The following is an 18,863-nucleotide window of genomic DNA, read 5'->3' as shown; positions in this document are numbered from 1 at the left end:
TCGCCGCCGCCTCACCTGGCTGGTCTCCGCCGTCGCGGTCCTCGCCCTGACCGGCTGGTTCGCGGAGCCCTACGCCCGCGACTACCTGGTCGCCCGCGACGTGTGCGACGGGTCCGTGGCCGGGGACACCGTCGACCGGCTCACCCCGGACGGCGCCCACCTGGACCACTCGGAGGGGAAGGCGTACGCGGGGCTCGGCGTCTACACCTGCGTCCTGGAGGTCGCCGCGGACGACGAGCACGACGACGCGTGGGGCCTGTTCGCCCTGTCCGCCTCCACCCGGCGGGACGACCGGGACCGGCTGTACCGCGAGACCTTCGACGACGCGCACGACGAAGGGAGCGAGGCCTACGCGCTGCTGCCCGGCGGGCTCCCCGGTTTCGTCGACTCGACGCGGCGCGTCCTGCTGCGCGTGCCCTGTCCGGCCCTGGGTGAGGACCCGGACGGGCAGCCCCGGCAGCTGACGACCGTCGGCGGATTCTCGGAGGACGCCCTCACCGGGGTGCCGGGAGCGGCGTACCGGTCCGCCGTGGAGTTCACCAACTCGGCCTCGAAGGAGCTGGGTTGCGGCGCCGAACCGCTGCGCGTACGCGGCGCGGCGGCCCGTGCGACGCTCCCCGACCCGGGCAGGGACGACACCGCGGAGGAGAAGGTCACGGCGCAGGGCGCCGCCACGTCCCCCTGCGGCAGGCTCGTGGCCGGCTGGCTGTCCGAGCCGTCCGGGACGTCTGCGTCGTCCGGGCGGTCCGAGCCCGGCACCTGGACCACCTCCGGTCAGCTCGGCGGCGCCGCGGCCCCGCTCGGCAGCTGCGAGCTCAGCAGCCCGGTGCCCGGCTCCGAGGACGACCAGTGGTTCACCCTGCGGGCCTGGTACGGGTCGTGGAGCAACCGCTTCGTCGTCGACGATGACCGCAACGGGCGGCGCCTGCCCATGACGGCCACCGTGCGCTGCGCCGACGGCACCGCCAACTTCCGTCTGGGCACCTCGCGCGTGCCGTCCCGGGTGAAGATCGACCGCGCCGATCAGCGGCGGCTGCTGCGGCTGTTCGTGACGGACCAGGTGCGGCGGCACGGCGGATGCGCGGGCGAGCCCCGGTTCACGTTCTGAGCCGGGCGGGCGCGGGACCGGCTCAGTACACGGTCCGCAGCCAGTACCCCCGGACGTAGGCGTCGTCCATCAACTGCCGCTGCCCCGCCGCCCGTTCGGCCGGAATGCCGCGCGCGCGGGCCCAGGCGTCGTACACCGTGGTGAGCTGTCGGCGGCCGTCGAAGACGTCACCGCGCAGCCGGCCCGACACCGGGCGCCCGGCGATCGTGCCCATCGGCGGGCGGCTCGTCACCCGGTCGTCCGCGGTGCGGTACACGCCGCGCAGGCGGGCGCGGACGGACCGGTCGAACGCCGCCAGGTCCCCGATCGTGCCGTCCTTCGCGTACCGCGACCTGGCCTGCATCAGCGAACCGATCAGCGAGGCGGCGTCCTCCAGGTCGTTGTCCGGCCACGTCAGGTCGTCGCTGTGCCAGTCTCCGCCGCGGGCACGGGACCGCTCTTTGCCCCCGCCGTCTCCGCCGTCTCCGGCTTCCCCGCCGTCTCCGGCGTTCTCGGCCGTGACGCGGGCGTCCGGGTCGCCCGCGCGATCGGTCAGCCGCTCCACGTAGTGCGAGACGTAGGCGAGTTCGGCGTCGTAGAGGATCGCGAACGCCTGCGGGTCCGCGGTCAGTTCGGCGACCAGCAGGTCGAGCTCCGGCTTCTGCGCGCGGGCGAACTCGGCCGCGTAGCCGAAGTTGACGTGCGCCTCGTGCGGGGCGAGGAACCGGCCGTACGGCGTGTAGCCGGACGGATCGAGGGCCGTCGCCGTGGCGGCCGGCTCCGCGGGGCCCGTCAGATCGTCGCGGACCCCGATGGAGTCGAACTGGCGCGTCACGTCCACCACGTACTCCGCCAGCATGCGGGCCACGGCCGGGGAAAGCCCCTCCGGGAGGCCGTCGCGGTGGGAGAGCGCGGCGGCGACCGCGTACGTGGCCCGGGCCTGCGCCTCCGTATGGGGCGCGGCCGGGGACGTGGCGCCGGTGCCCGCCGTGATCACGCGGCCGAGCACGCGGGCGCCGTCGCCGCAGAAGCGGTCGTGGTCCAGGAGGTTCCGGGCGGCCGAAAGACGGCTCGCGTCGTCCGCCGGGTCGAGGGCCGCGGTGGCGGCGGCCGGATCGTCCGCGAGCGCGCGGACCGTGGCGGACACGGTCCGGCAGGGCGTCGCCGACGCGCCGGTCACGGTCAGCGGCACCACCACGCCGGCCGCGACCACGACCGTGGCCACCGCACCCGACAGGAGCCGGTGCCGGCGCATCCAGGAACGCCCGCGCCGCCATCCGGTGGGCGCGGGGGAACCGCTGGTCGGGCCGGTGCCGAGGGCCATGGCGTGGTCGCCCTTCCTGGATCGGACCGCCGCACGCGGTCAGGGGCCTCCGGGGCCGGGGAGGCCGGATGACGGGGGCGTACGGACCGCTACTGGCCCTGCTGGGCGTCCAGGCCGCCGGCCTGCGGCGCCGGCTCCAGGTCGAACTCGCCGTCCCTGGCGCCCAGGACGAACGCCGTCCACTCCGCCTCGGTGTACCGCAGCACGGTCTGCGGCTCCAGCGACGACCGCATCGCGACGGCGCCGTCCGGCAGGTACGCGATCTCGACGCGCTCCTCGTGCTGCTCCGTGCCCGGCGCGCTGTGCCACTCGACGCCGGAGATGTCGAGCGCGTACAGCGTGTCCTTCTCGCGCTCCTTGCGGGCCTTCATCTCCTCGGGCGTCTCGGGGCTCCGCGCCCCCTGCCCGGCCTGCTGGTCCTCTGCCTCGTCACCCATGCTGAGCGGGCCCCTTCCCGACGTACGAACAGCCTGTTCCGTCACCCTACTTGGCAGCGGCCCGCCCCCTCCCGGGCTCCGCGAGGATCAACCCCACCGGGGTACGGAAGGGGGCCGCACCCAGTAGAGTGCGGCCCCCTTCCGGCGAGCTGTCGGCGTCAGTCCTCCAGGCCGACCTGGATCAACGGCTTGCCGCGCTTGCGCGACACGAACACGCCGCGGCCCGGCGGCATCGGCCGCGGCCGGACCCCGCCCAGCAGATCGCCCTCGGCCGGGTCACCGGCCAGGACGACGCCCTGCGCCCCGAGTTCCTTGATGCGCTGCATGAAGTTCTCGTAGCTCGCCCGGCCGCCACCGGCCGTCGAGCGGGCGATGATGAAGCGCACGCCCACGTCACGGGCGAACGGCAGCAGTTCGGTCAGCCCCGCCAGCGGGTTGCCGCTCGACGTCGACACCAGGTCGTAGTCGTCGATGATCACGTAGACCGTCGGGCCGCGCCACCAACTGCGGTCGCGCAGCTGCTGCGCCGTGACGTCGGCGGTCGGCGTGCGGCGCTGCATCAGGTCGGCCAGGGCGTCCATGTGGTGCGCCATCTGGTTCGACATCGGGATGTACTCGGCCAGGTGCGACTTCGGCGTCACGTCGAGCAGCGAACGGCGGTTGTCGACCACGAACATCTTGCAGTCGTTGCCGTCGTACCGCTGGGTGAGCTGACGGATGATCAGCTTCAGCATGTTCGACTTGCCGGACTCGCTCTCGCCGAAGATCAGGAAGAACGGGTCCTGGTCGAAGTCCACGAACACCGGCTCGAGGTTGTCCTCGTCGAGCGCGAACGCGATGCCCCGGTCAGGGAACGTGTTCCCCGGCGGCAGCTGGCGCGCGGCGAACTCCCGCGGCAGCAGCCGGACCTCGGGCGCACCGGGCTGCGTCCAGTGCCGGGTGACCTCGGTGGCGAGCGCCGACGTGGCCTCCGCCAGGTCCGTGTCCGACGACAGGCCGTCGATCCGCGGGACCGCCGCCATGAAGTGCTGCTTCTGCGGCGTCTGACCACGACCGGGCACGCCCGTCGGCACGTTGGCCGCGACCTTGCGGTCGAACTCGGAGTCCATCGTGTCGCCGAGCCGCAGCTCCAGGCGGTTCATGAGGTGGTCCTTCATGTTCGCCCGGACCTCCATGGACCGCGACGCCGTCAGGATCACGTGGATGCCGTAACCGAGACCGCGCGCCGCGATGTCCAGGACGAAGCCTTCCAGCGCCTCGTAGTCCGTACGGAAGTTGCCCCAGCCGTCGATGACCAGGAACACGTCGCCCCACGGCTGGTCCGTCATCGAGATGTCGCCCCGCGCGCGGCGGTTGCGGAAGTCGGCGATCGAGGCGATGCCCGCCGTGCGGAAGTACTCCTCGCGCCGGGTCAGGATGCCGTAGACCTCCGCCGTCGTCCGGCGCACCTTCTCCGGGTCGAGCCGGGAGGCCACGCCGCCCACGTGCGGCAGCCCCTGCACGGCGGCCATGCCGCCACCACCGAAGTCGAGCCCGTAGAACTGGACTTCCTGCGGCGTGTGCGTCAGGGCGAACGACGCGATGATCGAGCGCAGCAGCGTCGACTTGCCGGACTGCGGACCACCGAGGATCTGCATGTGCCCGGCCGCGCCGCCGAAGTCGATCCACAGCGGGTCGCGGCGCTGCTCGTACGGCTTGTCGACGAGGCCGACGGGAACGACGAGGCGTCCCGCGCCCTCGTAGCCGGGCTGGGTGAGACCGCGGCCCTGCACGGGCGTGAGGCCGGGCAGCAGCGAGTCGAGCGACGGCGGGCTGTCCAGCGGCGGCAGCCACACCTGGTGCGCCGCCGGGCCCTGCGCCTCCAGACGCCGCACGATCACGTCGAGCACGGTGTCGGCGAGCGCGTCGTCCTTCTCCTCCTTGGGGGCTTCCTCGCGCTGCTGCGGCACGGGGACGTACTGGACCGGCACTTCGGCCGCCGTGAACAGCACCGGCCGACGGTCCACCGGCAGCGGCCCGCCCGGCGTCACGACCTGCGCGGAACCCGTCCGGTACACACCGGACACGTACGCCGCCTTGAACCGCACCATCTCGTCGGTGCCGAACTTCAGGAAGCCGGAACCCGGCACGTTCGGCAGCTCGTACGCGTCCGGGACGCCCAGCGCGGCGCGCGACTCGGCGGCCGAGAAGGTCCGCAGACCGATGCGGTACGAGAGGTACGTCTCCAGACCGCGCAGCCGGCCCTCCTCCAGACGCTGCGAGGCGAGCAGCAGGTGCACGCCCAGCGAACGGCCGATGCGGCCGATCTGCACGAACATCTCGATGAAATCCGGCTTCGCCGTCAACAGCTCGGAGAACTCGTCGATCACCAGGACGAGGGACGGGATCGGCTGCAGCGGGGCACCGGCCGCGCGCGCCTTCTCGTAGTCGTGGATGTTCGCGTAGTTGCCCGCGTCGCGGAGCATCTCCTGGCGGCGGTTGAGCTCACCACGGATGGAGTCACCCATGCGGTCGACCAGCGTGAGGTCGTCCGCGAGGTTCGTGATCACGGCCGCGACGTGCGGCATCTGGGCCATGCCCGCGAACGTCGCACCACCCTTGAAGTCCGCGAGGACGAAGTTCAGCGTCTCGGAGGAGTGCGTCACCGCGAGACCGAGCACCAGGGTGCGCAGCAGCTCCGACTTGCCGGAACCGGTCGCGCCGACGCACAGACCGTGCGGGCCCATGCCCTCCTGGGCGGCTTCCTTCAGGTCGAGCATCACGGGCCGGCCGTCGTCGCCGACACCGATCGGCACGCGCAGCCGCTCGGCCTGCGAGCGCGGGCGCCAGGTCCGCTTGGTGTCGACGGTCGCCGCGTCGCCCAGGTTCATCAGGTCGGTGAACTCCAGGTTGGCGAGCAGCGGCTCGTCGTCGCTGTCACCGCCCGACGCCATGCGCAGCGGCGCGAGCTGCCGGGCGAGCGCCTCGGCCCCGGCGTACGAGAGGACGTCCGGCGTGCCCTCGTAGACCATGCCGTGGGACGACTCCAGGCGCAGCACCTTCGGGTTCACCACGATGGAGAGGTCGCCGCGGCCCGCCGCGAGGTCGCCGGGGACGACCTCAAGGACCGTCACGCCCTGCAGGCCCTCGGGGCTGGCCAGCATCGAGGTGGGCGGCAGGGAGACCCCGTCGAGGACGACCACCAGGTGCGGCTGCTCGGGAACGGGGGCGCCCCCGGGGTGGAAGCGCGGCCGGCCCTCCAGGCGGGAGCCGAGCAGGTCCTCCAGCTCGACCGGGTTCGTCGTGATCAGCCGGCGGCTGCCCGCGCCGTCGGCGACACCGGGCACCTGCGTGTGCGGCAGCCACTTGGTCCACTCCCACTCGGGCGCGGACGCGCGCCCGGTGGCGACGGCGATCACCAGGTCCTCGGGGGAGTGCAGCGACGCCAGCGAAGCGGTCAGCGCACGGGCGGAGCCGCGCACGGTCGTCGGCTCACCGCTCACGGACACGTGGTAGAAGGCGCGCAGCGAGACCGCCATCGGCAGTTCCTCGAGCGTGCTGTGCGTGGCGAGGAAGCGCTGCATCGCGCCGGCGGTCAGCGGCTCCAGCTCGTCGACGGGAGCGGTCTGCGGCGGCACCAGGGGAGTGGCCAGACCCTGCGGGCCGAGGCCGACCCGTACCTGCCCGAAGTCCTCGTCACCGGTGCGCCGCTCCCAGACGCGGCTGCCCTCGGCGACCAGCGCCCACAGTTGCTCCGGCGAAGGGTGCAGGTAGTACTGGGCGTCCCGCTGCTTGCGCGCGGTGCCCACGGCCTCGCGGCGGGTCTGGGAGAGATAGCGCAGGTAGTCGCGGCGCATGTCGGCCATCTGGCCCTGGTTGCCACGGCGGTAGCGGACCAGCATCGCGACGCCCATCCCGATCGTGGACGCCACCATGACCATGCCCATGATCCGCATGAACGGCGGGGACGACGGGTTGAAGAAGAACACCACCGAGCCGCCCATGCCCAGCATGGGCAGGATCTGCATCAGGGCGCCTTCCTGCTGCCCCCGCGGAAGCTCCGGCGGAGGCTGCAGCATCACCTCTTCCGTGGGCACCTCGGACGGCAGTGCCCGAGGTGGGCGCTTGACGACGATGTGGCTCACTCTGCACCAATTCCCTTGCCGGACCGAGCTGTTCCGTCCGCCGCCCCGTGTCAGGCGGACGTCGATCGCGGTTCGCGATCCTACTGACAACTACGGACACAGGCGGGCGGTAGGGTGCCGGAGGTACGCGTGAGCAGTTGCGAATCGCACCGGGAAAATCGGGCATTCCACACGGTTCGGAACGCGCGACTCCTCCGGAGCCCCGGCGGGACAGCGTGTGTGACCGGCCGGACGGAGCGCACGGCGCAACGTACACAGGATCTTTACAGACGGATGCGCGCGGTACGCACCGCGCCCGTCCTCCACCGAGCGAGCACCGATCGAGCACCGACCGGGCACCGAGCCAGCCCTCGGGAACGGCGGTCGGGAACAAAAGGGGGAACAGCAGGTGAGCATGACGGCCTCCGCGCCGGCCGGCCGAGCCGGCGGATCGGGCACCGGAGCCCCTGCCGGGGCGGCCACCGGATCCGGCTTCTGCCGCGTCACGATCGTGGCGCCCGACAGCCGTATCGACGTGGCCCTGCCCGACGACGTACCGGTCGCCGACCTGTACCCCGAGATCCTGCGGCTCTCCCAGCAGAGCCCGGCCGAGGGCGCCCCCGTCGGCTACCACCTCGTACGCCGCGACGGCACCGTCCTCGACAGCGCCCGCTCGTTCGTCGCGCAGCGCATCCTGGACGGCGAGCTGCTCACGCTGCGCCCGTTCTCCGAGTCGCTGCCGCCCGCCGTCTTCGACGACGTCTCCGAGGCCGTCGCCTCCGCCGTCACGAAGGACCGCACCCTGTGGAGCGGCGACCTCACGCGCGCGGCGGGCTTGGTGGCCGCCGCGATCCTGCCCGCCCTGATCGCCTTCGTGACCTGGAACTCGCAGTTCACGACCCTGCGGATCCGGCACGACATGCACAGCCTGCAGGGCATCCTCGCCGCGGTGGCCGGCGTCCTGCTGGTCACCCTCGCCTGCGTCCGTGCCCGGGTCTACGACGACCGGGGCTCGGCGATCGCGCTCGGCCTCGGCGCCCTGCCGAACATGGCGGTGGCAGGCTCGGGCCTGCTGCCCCTCTCCGAGGGCCAGGGCATCGGCCGCCTCCAGTTCCTGCTCGCCTGCGCGGCGGTCCTGGTCGCCGCCGTGGTGCTCACCCTGGTCTCGCCCGGCGGTGACGGCCCCTTCGTGGCGTTCGTCTTCGCCTCCTTCATCGGGCTGGTCACCACCTTCATCGCGCAGCTCACCCATCTGAAGCCGATCGAGACGGCCGCCATCTGCGCGCCGCTCGCGGTCAGCGCGCTCGCCTTCCTGCCGGGCCTGTCCATGCGCTTCGCACGGCTGCCCATCGGCTTCGAGCCGCCCACCCCGGGCCGCGCGGGCTACGAGACGACGATGGACCCGACCGACCCGCACGAGGCCGTCGACGCCGAGCGCGTCGCCGCCCAGGCCCGCCGCGGCCACGAACTGCTCGTCGGCCTCGTCGGCGGCTGCGCGCTGGTCTCCGTGGGCGCGTCGATCGTCCTCGGCTTCTCCAGCAACGTGTGGGGGCAGCTGCTCGCCCTGGCCACCGGCATCGCGATGCTGATGCGCGCCCACCTCTTCCGCTACACGGCCCAGGTGGGCGCCACGCTCGCCGCCGGCCTCGCCGCCCTGGTCTTCCTCGGCCTCGGCCTGGCCCTGCACCCGCCGGTCGACTACGTGATCGACGCGCTCAAGCAGGACACCACCGCGCTCGACATCCGCACGGTCTGGATCGTCGCGGCGGTCGCGGCCGCCACCGCCCTGGTGACCTCGGTCGGCCTGATCACTCCGCGTCGCGGCGTCACCCCGTTCTGGGGCCGCTTCCTGGAGATCGCCGAGACATTCGTCCTGCTCACGCTGATCCCGCTGGCCCTCGCGGTCTTCGACGTGTACGCGTCGGCCCGGGCCATGACCAGCTGACCGGGGTCCGTTCGGGGGCGTGTCCGACGGCTGGTACGCTGTGTGACGGCCGTTTGTGTACGCGCCCCCGGCTTCCCTGGGGGCAGCGCCCAGCGGATCCCCGCCTCCCGAGTTACGGAAGATCTCCTGAGATGTAGACCAGGGGCACTCGGCGGCATCGAAAACTCTACGAGGAGTACGCGTGGCTCTCGACACCGCTACGAAGAAGCAGATCATGGCCGAGTTCGGCACCAAGGAGGGCGACACCGGTTCCCCCGAGGTCCAGGTGGCCATGCTCTCCCGCCGCATCTCGGACCTGACCGAGCACCTCAAGACGCACAAGCACGACCACCACTCGCGTCGTGGTCTGCTGATCCTGGTCGGCCAGCGTCGCCGCCTTCTGCAGTACCTGGCCAAGAAGGACATCGCGCGCTTCCGTGTCCTGGTCGAGCGCCTCGGTATCCGCCGTGGTGCGGCCGGCGCCCGCTAAGACGCCATGAAGGGAGCGGTTCCCACTCAAGGGGGCCGCTCCCTTTGCTGTACGTGCGCATTGTCACAGACGCTTTGTAGTCTGGTGACGTACGACCACCTTCACGAGGAGAAGCGCACCCTCGCCGCCGCCGGTCCTCGGTAGTGGCCCCCGGAGACGCAAGAGGATCCCCGGGTGCTTCGATCGAAGACCGGCCCGCACCCAAGGCGCGCTTCTCCGTTCCGTCCGACTGTCACACGGGCAGATCAGGACAAAAGACGAAACAGACGAAAGTAACGGAGAAAACGCTAGTGGAGAACGAGACCCACTACGCCGAGGCCGTCATCGACAACGGCTCCTTCGGCACCCGCACCATCCGCTTCGAGACGGGCCGCCTCGCCCGCCAGGCCGCCGGCTCCGCCGTCGCCTACCTCGACGACGACACCATGGTGCTCTCGGCCACCTCGGCCTCGAAGAACCCCAAGGACCAGCTCGACTTCTTCCCCCTCACGGTGGACGTCGAGGAGCGGATGTACGCCGCCGGCAAGATCCCCGGCAGCTTCTTCCGCCGCGAGGGCCGCCCCTCCGAGGACGCCGTCCTCACCTGCCGCCTGATCGACCGCCCGCTGCGCCCGTCCTTCAAGAAGGGCCTGCGCAACGAGATCCAGGTCGTCGCCACGGTCATGGCCCTCAACCCCGACCACCTGTACGACGTCGTGGCGATCAACGCCGCGTCCGCGTCGACGCAGCTGGCCGGTCTGCCCTTCTCCGGCCCCGTCGGCGGCGTCCGCGTCGCGCTGATCAACGGCCAGTGGGTCGCGTTCCCGACGCACACCGAGCTCGAGGACGCCGTCTTCGACATGGTCGTCGCCGGTCGCGTCCTGGAGGACGGCGACGTCGCGATCATGATGGTCGAGGCCGAGGCCACCGAGAAGACCATCAAGCTGGTCGAGGGCGGCGCCGAGGCGCCGACCGAGGAGGTCGTCGCCGCCGGTCTCGAGGCCGCCAAGCCCTTCATCAAGGTGCTGTGCAAGGCCCAGGCCGACCTCGCCGCGAAGGCCGCCAAGCCGACCGCCGAGTTCCCGATCTTCCTGGACTACCAGGACGACGTGCTCGAGGCCCTGACCGCCGCGGTCAAGTCCGAGCTGTCCGCCGCCCTCACCATCCCGGGCAAGCAGGACCGCGAGGCCGAGCTGGACCGCGTCAAGGGTCTGGCCGCCGAGAAGCTGCTCCCGCAGTTCGAGGGCCGCGAGAAGGAGATCTCCGCCGCGTACCGCTCGCTGACCAAGTCCCTGGTCCGTGAGCGCGTCATCAAGGAGAAGAAGCGCATCGACGGCCGCGGTGTCACCGACATCCGCACCCTGGCCGCCGAGGTCGAGGCCATCCCGCGCGTGCACGGCTCCGCCCTGTTCGAGCGTGGCGAGACCCAGATCCTGGGCGTCACCACGCTGAACATGCTGCGCATGGAGCAGCAGCTGGACACCCTCTCCCCGGTGACCCGCAAGCGCTACATGCACAACTACAACTTCCCGCCGTACTCCGTCGGTGAGACGGGCCGCGTCGGCTCCCCCAAGCGCCGCGAGATCGGCCACGGCGCGCTCGCCGAGCGCGCGATCGTGCCGGTCCTGCCGACGCGCGAGGAGTTCCCCTACGCGATCCGCCAGGTCTCCGAGGCGCTGGGCTCGAACGGCTCGACGTCCATGGGCTCCGTCTGCGCCTCCACCATGTCGCTGCTGAACGCCGGTGTGCCGCTGAAGGCCCCCGTCGCCGGTATCGCCATGGGCCTGATCTCCCAGGAGATCAAGGGCGAGACGCACTACGTCGCGCTCACCGACATCCTCGGTGCCGAGGACGCGTTCGGTGACATGGACTTCAAGGTCGCCGGTACCAAGGACTTCGTCACGGCCCTCCAGCTGGACACGAAGCTCGACGGCATCCCGGCCTCCGTCCTGGCCGCCGCCCTCAAGCAGGCCAAGGACGCCCGCCTCCACATCCTCGACGTGATGATGGAAGCGATCGACGTCCCGGACGAGATGTCCCCGAACGCTCCGCGGATCATCACGGTCAAGATCCCGGTCGACAAGATCGGTGAGGTCATCGGCCCCAAGGGCAAGATGATCAACCAGATCCAGGAGGACACCGGCGCCGACATCACGATCGAGGACGACGGCACCATCTACATCGGTGCCGCGCAGGGCTCGCAGGCCGAGGCCGCCCGCGCCACGATCAACGGCATCGCCAACCCGACCATGCCGGAGGTCGGCGAGCGCTACCTGGGCACCGTCGTGAAGACGACGACCTTCGGTGCGTTCGTCTCGCTCATGCCGGGCAAGGACGGTCTGCTGCACATCTCGCAGATCCGCAAGCTCGCCGGAGGCAAGCGCGTGGAGAACGTCGAGGACGTCGTCGGCGTGGGCCAGAAGGTCCAGGTCGAGATCGCCGAGATCGACTCCCGCGGCAAGCTCTCCCTCGTCCCCGTCATCGAGGGCGAAGAGGGCGACGACGCGAAGGACGACACCGACAAGTGACGTCCCGTAGCACCAAGGCGACGGCCCGCACCTCCTCGGAGGCGCGGGCCGTCGCCCGTACCCAAACCATGATCAAGGGCACGAACGGCATCGGCACGGTCCGCAGGACGACGCTCCCGAGCGGCCTGCGCATCGTCACCGAGACCCTGCCCTCCGTCCGCTCGGCGACGTTCGGCATCTGGGCCCACGTGGGCTCGCGCGACGAGACCCCGACGCTGAACGGCGCGACGCACTACCTGGAGCACCTCCTCTTCAAGGGCACCAGGAAGCGCAGCGCGCTCGACATCTCCGCCGCGATCGACGCGGTCGGCGGCGAGATGAACGCGTTCACGGCGAAGGAGTACACGTGCTACTACGCGCGCGTGCTCGACACCGACCTGCCGCTCGCCATAGACGTCGTCTGCGACATGCTGACCGGCTCCCTCATCGAGGAGGCGGACGTCGACGCGGAGCGCGGCGTGATCCTCGAAGAGATCGCGATGACCGAGGACGACCCGGGCGACTGCGTCCACGACCTGTTCTCGCACACGATGCTCGGCGACACCCCGCTGGGCCGCCCGGTCCTCGGCACGGTCGACACGATCAACGCGCTGAGCCGCGGCCAGATCTCCCGCTTCTACAAGAAGCACTACGACCCGACGCACCTGGTCGTCGCCGCCGCGGGCAACGTCGACCACAACAAGGTGGTGCGCCAGGTCCGCGCCGCCTTCGAGAAGTCGGGCGCCCTGAACGGCGCGGTGGCGGAGCCCGTCGGCCCGCGCGCCGGACGCAGGACGCTGCGTGCCGCGGGCCGGATGGAGCTCCTCGGCCGCAAGACCGAGCAGGCCCACGTCGTCCTCGGCATGCCGGGCCTGGCCCGCACCGACGACCGCCGCTGGGCCATGGGCGTGCTCAACACGGCGCTGGGCGGCGGCATGTCCTCCCGCCTCTTCCAGGAGGTCCGCGAGAAGCGCGGCCTGGCGTACAGCGTGTACTCGTACTCGTCGGCCTTCGCGGACTGCGGTCTGTTCGGCGTGTACGCGGGCTGCCGCCCGAGCCAGGTGCACGACGTCCTGAAGATCTGCCGCGACGAGCTCGACCAGGTCGCCCAGCACGGTCTCGGCGACGACGAGATCAGCCGGGCCGTCGGCCAGCTGGCCGGCTCCACGGTCCTCGGCCTGGAGGACACCGGAGCGCTCATGAACCGCATCGGCAAGAGCGAGCTGTGCTGGGGCGAGCAGATGTCGGTCGACGACATGCTGGAGCGCATCGCCGCGGTGACCCCGGACGAGGTGCGCGAGGTGGCCCGCGAGATCCTGGGACAGCGCCCGTCCCTGTCGGTCATCGGCCCGCTCAAGGACAAGCAGGCGGCACGTCTGCACGAAGCGGTCGCGTAACACCCCGCACCGAGTACTGAAGGAACTGGGAGAACATGAGCAAGCTGCGCGTGGCGGTCCTCGGAGCCAAGGGCCGCATCGGTTCCGAGGCCGTACGGGCCGTGGAGGCCGCGGAGGACATGGAGCTCGTCGCCGCGCTCGGCCGCGGCGACAAGCTGGACGCGCTCGCCGAGTCGGGCGCCCAGGTCGCGGTCGAACTGACCACGCCCGACTCCGTCATGGAGAACCTGGAGTTCTGCACCGGGCACGGCATCCACGCCGTCGTCGGCACGACCGGCTGGACGGACGAGCGCCTCGCGCAGCTCGACCGGTGGCTGGCGGCCTCCCCGACGACGGGTGTCCTGATCGCGCCGAACTTCTCCATCGGCGCGGTCCTGACCATGAAGTTCGCCGAGGTGGCGGCCCCGTACTTCGAGTCCGTCGAGGTCATCGAGCTGCACCACCCGAAGAAGGTCGACGCGCCCTCGGGCACGGCCTCCCGCACCGCCCAACTGATCGCCGCGGCCCGGCAGAAGGCGGGCAGCGCCGCCATGCCCGACGCCACGGCGACGGCGCTGGACGGCGCGCGCGGCGCGGACGTCGACGGCATCCCGGTCCACTCGGTCCGCCTGCGCGGTCTCCTCGCCCACCAGGAGGTCCTCCTGGGCGGTGAGGGCGAGACCCTTACGATCCGCCACGACTCGCTGCACCACAGCAGCTTCATGCCGGGCATCCTGCTCGGCGCCCGCAAGGTCGTCACGACCCCCGGCCTCACCTTCGGCCTGGAACACTTCCTCGACCTGAACGGCTGACTGCGGCGATGCGCGCGAAAATCACCTACGCGATCACGGCCGCGGTCCTGGTCGTCTACTTCGTCCTGGCGGGCGACCGCGGAATCATGCTCATCAAGCACGGCACCGCCCTGACGATCACCTTCGGCGTCGCGGTGCTGATCCTTCCGGTGATCGGCGTGTGGTTCCTGTGGGCGAACACCCGGTTCGTCCGCAAGGCCAACCGCCTCGCCGAACTCCTGGAGGCGGAGGGCGGGCTGCCCGTCGACGAACTCCGCCGCGACGAGCACGGCCGCATCGACCGGGACTCCGCGGACGAGGTCTTCGCCCGGCGCAGGGCCGAGACGGAGGACGCACCGGGGGACTGGCGCTGCTGGTTCCGGCTCGCGGTCGCCTACCGGGACGCGCGGGACACCCCGCGTGCGCGGAAGGCGATGCAGCGCGCGATCGCGCTCCACGAGGGCCGTCCCGTGCCGGCCTGACGCACGCCGCACGGCGAAGGGGCCGCACCGACGGGATGTCGGTGCGGCCCCTTCGCCGTGCGGGGAGTGGTGGCGCGCTCAGCGCTGCGACCGGTACTCCTCGCTCCACACCTCGACGCTGTCCGACGCCCGGTCGAACGCCGTGGCCCGCCCGAGGAAGTCACCGTTGTGGCTGGTGAGCAGCGTCGTCTGCTCGCCCTGCCGGTCACGTCGTACGAGGATCAGGGCCTGCCCCTGGACCGTGCGGGGCAGTCCGAGCCAGCGCACCGGCTGCTGCACCGTGCGCGCGGTGACCACCTTGTTCCACGGAACCGTCTGCGTCTTCAGGAAGGCGACGTGGCGCAGTCCGCGCGCGCTCACCCAGGTGCCCATCCGGAGCAGCCGCAGGGCCGCCGCGATGATCAGCACCGCGATCCCGCCGCACACCGAGGCCGCGGACGTGTCGCCGGCCGCCGCGATGATCACCGAGGCGAACAGCACGTACGACGCGAGGAGGAGCAGCAGCGCGGCCGCGCCCACCCGGTAAGGGCCCGGGCGGTAGGGGCGGCGCCACTGGTCACGGTCGTCGAAGGGCAGCGCGGTGTCCGCGGCGTCCTCAAAAGCACGGTCGGCCGTCAGGAAGGGCAGGGGCACGACTGGTCCTCACTCGTCCACACTGGATGGGGGCTGTGCCCGGTGAGGCTACCCAGGCGCGCAGCGGCCTTCCACCCCAGGGGGTCCGGACGAGTCGAGAAGCGGTCAGCGGCCGTCGGAGGCCTCTGAGTTCTGGGTGTGCCCGGGCGACTGGTCTGCCGACAGTGCGGGAATCCCGAACAACAGGGAACCCACGAGCCCGGCGACGACGGTCAGCCCCACCAGGGCGCGACCGGCGATCTGGCCTGCGGACGGGCGTTCCCGTGCGGGCGGCGTGACGTTACTGCGGAACTTGTCGGCTTCGGCGATGAAGGCGAACGGAACGGGCTCGCGCCGACGAAACATGGGCGGTGCTTCTCCTCAAGGGGTTCGAACGAACTGTGTTCATCTACACAGACGCTCGAACGCACCAAAAGGTGCCCTGTTTCGCCAAATTCACTGAAGTTCGCTCTCGTTCGCCGGAGATGGCCCGTCCTCGGGGCAAACGCCCGCCTGTCGCGAGGTGTCAACGGCCGCGCGGCGCCACGCTGCTGGGCACGGCACAGATGTACGGATCAGTCGACCGAAGTGTCCGTATTGCGGCATTTCGTAAAGTTCATCTAGCCTGATCAAACGGACCCGGCACTGCTTGAACCCCCGAGCAGGCAGTGCCGGGCTCCACCTTTGTTATGACTTGTCGCATCCCCCGAGGGGGGACCCGGTACTGAGCAGCGAGTAGCGTGTTACCCATGGCTCCGACCTCGACTCCGCAGACCCCCTTCGGGAGGGTCCTCACCGCCATGGTCACGCCCTTCACGGCGGACGGCGCACTCGACCTCGACGGCGCGCAGCGGCTCGCCGCCCACCTGGTGGACGCAGGCAACGACGGCCTGATCGTCAACGGCACCACCGGCGAGTCCCCGACCACCAGCGACGCGGAGAAAACGGATCTCGTACGAGCCATCGTGGAGGCGGTCGGCGACCGCGCCCACGTCGTCGCCGGAGTCGGCACGAACGACACCCGCCACAGCATCGAGCTCGCCCGCGCCGCCCAGCAGGCCGGCGCGCACGGCCTGCTCACGGTCACGCCGTACTACAACAAGCCCCCGCAGGCCGGCCTCCTCGCGCACTTCACGGCGATCGCCGACGCGACCGAACTTCCCGTGATGCTCTACGACATCCCGGGCCGCAGCGGCGTACCGATCAACACGGACACGATCGTCCGGCTGGCCGAGCACCCGCGCATCGTCGCCAACAAGGACGCCAAGGGCGACCTCGGCCGCGCCTCCTGGGCCATCGCCCGCTCGGGCCTGGCCTGGTACTCCGGCGACGACATGCTGAACCTGCCGCTCCTGTCGGTCGGCGCGTGCGGCTTCGTCTCGGTCGTCGGCCACGTGGTCGCCCCCGAACTGCGCGCCATGCTCGACGCGTACGTCTCCGGCGACGTCCACAAGGCGACGGAGATCCACCAGAAGCTGCTCCCCGTCTTCACCGGCATGTTCCGCACCCAGGGCGTCATCACCACGAAGGCCGCCCTCGGCCTCCAGGGCCTCCCGGCCGGACCGCTGCGGCTCCCCCTCGTCGAGCTCACCGCCGACGAAACGGCCCAGCTCAAGATCGATCTTGCCGCCGGCGGGGTACAGCTCTGACAACAGACTTGGCAAAGCTTCACAACTGAATCAACAGAACAGCAAGACCCAGCAACACCAACGACAACTGCTACTGCACGAAACGTCATGCGCGCCACGTGCCTTACAGGTACGTGGCGTGTGTGGTGAGGAGAGTCTTTTGAGTCATCCGCATCCTGAACTCGGCGCCCCGCCGAAGCTCCCGAAGGGTGGCCTGCGGGTCACCCCGCTCGGCGGCCTCGGTGAGATCGGCCGCAACATGACCGTCTTCGAGTACGACGGTCGCCTCCTGATCGTCGACTGCGGAGTGCTCTTCCCCGAGGAGGAGCAGCCCGGAATCGACCTGATCCTGCCGGACTTCACGTCCATCAGGGACCGCCTCGACGACATCGAGGGCATCGTCCTCACGCACGGCCACGAGGACCACATCGGCGGCGTCCCCTACCTCCTCCGGGAGAAGCCGGACATCCCCCTGATCGGCTCCAAGCTGACCCTCGCCCTGATCGAGGCGAAGCTCCAGGAGCACCGCATCCGCCCGTACACGCTGGAGGTCGCCGAGGGCGACCGCGAGCGCCTGGGCCCCTTCGACTGCGAGTTCGTCGCGGTCAACCACTCCATCCCGGACGCGCTGGCCGTCGCCATCCGCACCCCGGCCGGCATGGTGGTCCACACGGGCGACTTCAAGATGGACCAGCTCCCGCTGGACCGCCGCCTCACGGACCTGCCGACGTTCGCGCGGCTCGGCGAGGAGGGCATGGACCTGCTCCTCTCCGACTCGACGAACGCCGAGGTTCCCGGCTTCGTCCCGCCGGAGCGCGACATCTCGAACGTGATCCGGGGCGTCTTCGCCGGCGCCCAGAAGCGGATCATCGTCGCGTCGTTCGCGAGCCACGTGCACCGCATCCAGCAGATCCTGGACGCCGCGCACGAGTACGGCCGCCGCGTCGCCTTCGTCGGCCGCTCGATGGTCCGCAACATGGGCATCGCGAGGGACCTCGGCTACCTGAAGGTTCCGCCGGGCCTGGTCGTCGACGTCAAGACGCTCGACGACCTCCCGGACAGCGAGATCGTCCTGGTCTGCACGGGCTCCCAGGGCGAGCCGATGGCGGCCCTGTCCCGGATGGCCAACCGCGACCACCAGATCCGGATCGTCTCCGGCGACACGGTGATCCTGGCGTCGTCGCTGATCCCCGGCAACGAGAACGCGGTGTACCGCGTGATCAACGGCCTGACCCGCTGGGGCGCCAACGTCGTCCACAAGGGCAACGCCAAGGTGCACGTCTCGGGCCACGCGTCCGCGGGCGAGCTCCTGTACTTCTACAACATCTGCAAGCCCAAGAACCTGATGCCGGTCCACGGCGAATGGCGCCACCTGCGCGCCAACGCCGAGCTCGGCGCCCTCACCGGCGTCCCGCACGACCGCATCGTGATCGCCGAGGACGGCGTCGTCGTCGACCTCGTCGAGGGCAAGGCCAAGATCGTGGGCAAGGTCCAGGCCGGATACGTCTACGTGGACGGCCTCTCCGTCGGCGACGTCGGCGAGCCGGCGCTCAAGGACCGCAAGATCCTGGGCGACGAGGGCATCATCTCGGTCTTCGTGGTGGTCGACTCCAGCACGGGCAAGATCACCAGCGGTCCGACCATCCAGGCCCGCGGCTCCGGCATCGAGGACTCGGCGTTCAGCGCCGTCATGCCGAGGATCCAGGACGTACTGGAGAAGTCGGCCCAGGACGGCGTCGTGGAACCCCACCAGCTGCAGCAGCTCATCCGCCGCACGCTGGGCAAGTGGGTCTCGGACACCTACCGCCGTCGCCCGATGATCCTCCCGGTCGTCGTCGAGGTCTGAGCCGTACGTCGGTAGCACCTAAGGAGCGGGGCGCCTCGATTTGCATCGGGGCGCCCCGCTCCAGTAGGTTTACGGCTCCGCCCAAGGGGAACCCGCCGCACTCAGGTGCGCGGATCAACTCCCCGAGACGGGCGGGAAATCCGACTCAGAATCTCTGATAAAGTCGGAACCGCTGAAAAGGAAAACGCGAAAGCGAGTTCCTGGAAAGCGAAGCAAAACCCCCGAGGAAATCGGATCGGAAAGATCTGATAGAGTCGGAAACGCAAGACAGCAAGAT

General features: G+C 70.7%; 14 protein-coding genes. 9 read left to right on the top strand and 5 right to left on the bottom strand.

Annotated features, from left to right (window positions below):
• The coding region (locus M4J07_RS38245; RefSeq protein ID WP_255980007.1) for a hypothetical protein at positions 1-1,108 on the top strand (1,108 nt) is incomplete at its 5' end.
• 22 nt (positions 1,109-1,130) lie between these two features.
• On the opposite strand, the gene M4J07_RS38240 is transcribed toward M4J07_RS38245, so the two are convergent.
• The 3 genes from M4J07_RS38240 to eccCa form a co-directional block, all read right to left on the bottom strand.
• Positions 1,131-2,411 carry a hypothetical protein gene (locus M4J07_RS38240; protein WP_255980005.1) on the bottom strand — a complete coding sequence of 427 codons (1,281 nt, stop codon included), beginning with the start codon at positions 2,409-2,411 and terminating at the stop codon, positions 1,131-1,133.
• Between the two features lie 89 nt (positions 2,412-2,500).
• A complete protein-coding gene (locus tag M4J07_RS38235) occupies positions 2,501-2,848 on the bottom strand; it encodes a DUF397 domain-containing protein (protein WP_255980003.1) in 348 nt (115 codons plus the stop codon).
• A gap of 158 nt (positions 2,849-3,006) precedes the next feature.
• Positions 3,007-6,972: a type VII secretion protein EccCa gene (gene eccCa, locus M4J07_RS38230; RefSeq protein ID WP_255980001.1), complete on the bottom strand. Its 3,966-nt coding sequence runs from the start codon at positions 6,970-6,972 to the stop codon at positions 3,007-3,009.
• Between the two features lie 394 nt (positions 6,973-7,366).
• Between eccCa and eccD the strand changes: the two genes are divergently transcribed.
• From eccD to M4J07_RS38200, 6 genes are all read left to right on the top strand, one after another.
• Positions 7,367-8,896, top strand: a complete 1,530-nt coding sequence (eccD, locus tag M4J07_RS38225; protein ID WP_255979999.1) for a type VII secretion integral membrane protein EccD — start codon at positions 7,367-7,369, stop codon at positions 8,894-8,896.
• A 181-nt stretch (positions 8,897-9,077) separates the two neighbouring features.
• Positions 9,078-9,365: a 30S ribosomal protein S15 gene (rpsO, locus tag M4J07_RS38220; protein ID WP_255979997.1), complete on the top strand. Its 288-nt coding sequence runs from the start codon at positions 9,078-9,080 to the stop codon at positions 9,363-9,365.
• Between the two features lie 290 nt (positions 9,366-9,655).
• Entirely contained in the window at positions 9,656-11,872 is a 2,217-nt protein-coding gene (locus M4J07_RS38215) for a polyribonucleotide nucleotidyltransferase (protein WP_255979995.1), read from the top strand.
• On the top strand, positions 11,869-13,248 hold the full coding sequence (locus M4J07_RS38210; protein WP_255979993.1) for a M16 family metallopeptidase: 1,380 nt from the start codon (positions 11,869-11,871) through the stop codon (positions 13,246-13,248). The genes M4J07_RS38215 and M4J07_RS38210 overlap by 4 nt, the downstream gene beginning before the upstream one ends.
• 35 nt (positions 13,249-13,283) lie before the next feature.
• Positions 13,284-14,039, top strand: a complete 756-nt coding sequence (dapB, locus tag M4J07_RS38205) for a 4-hydroxy-tetrahydrodipicolinate reductase (RefSeq protein ID WP_255979991.1) — start codon at positions 13,284-13,286, stop codon at positions 14,037-14,039.
• Positions 14,040-14,047: 8 nt separating this feature from the next.
• Positions 14,048-14,500 (top strand): hypothetical protein, encoded by a 453-nt coding sequence (locus M4J07_RS38200; protein ID WP_255979989.1) that lies wholly within the window; start codon positions 14,048-14,050, stop codon positions 14,498-14,500.
• 78 nt (positions 14,501-14,578) lie between these two features.
• Here the strand turns inward: M4J07_RS38200 and M4J07_RS38195 are convergent, their stop codons facing one another.
• Both M4J07_RS38195 and M4J07_RS38190 read right to left on the bottom strand, forming a co-directional pair.
• On the bottom strand, positions 14,579-15,133 hold the full coding sequence (locus M4J07_RS38195; RefSeq protein WP_255979987.1) for a hypothetical protein: 555 nt from the start codon (positions 15,131-15,133) through the stop codon (positions 14,579-14,581).
• Between the two features lie 105 nt (positions 15,134-15,238).
• On the bottom strand, positions 15,239-15,478 hold the full coding sequence (locus M4J07_RS38190; protein ID WP_255979985.1) for a hypothetical protein: 240 nt from the start codon (positions 15,476-15,478) through the stop codon (positions 15,239-15,241).
• A gap of 383 nt (positions 15,479-15,861) precedes the next feature.
• Here M4J07_RS38190 and dapA point away from each other — a divergent pair, with 383 nt between their 5' ends.
• Positions 15,862-16,761 (top strand): 4-hydroxy-tetrahydrodipicolinate synthase, encoded by a 900-nt coding sequence (gene dapA, locus M4J07_RS38185; protein WP_255979983.1) that lies wholly within the window; start codon positions 15,862-15,864, stop codon positions 16,759-16,761.
• Positions 16,762-16,900: 139 nt separating this feature from the next.
• Entirely contained in the window at positions 16,901-18,586 is a 1,686-nt protein-coding gene (locus tag M4J07_RS38180; RefSeq protein ID WP_255979981.1) for a ribonuclease J, read from the top strand.
• Positions 18,587-18,863 lie beyond the last annotated feature (277 nt).

Origin of the sequence: Streptomyces longispororuber, assembly GCF_024448165.1 — a bacterium.
Taxonomy (GTDB): Bacteria; Actinomycetota; Actinomycetes; order Streptomycetales; family Streptomycetaceae; genus Streptomyces; species Streptomyces longispororuber_A.
This window is presented reverse-complemented; position numbering and strand designations above follow the sequence as displayed.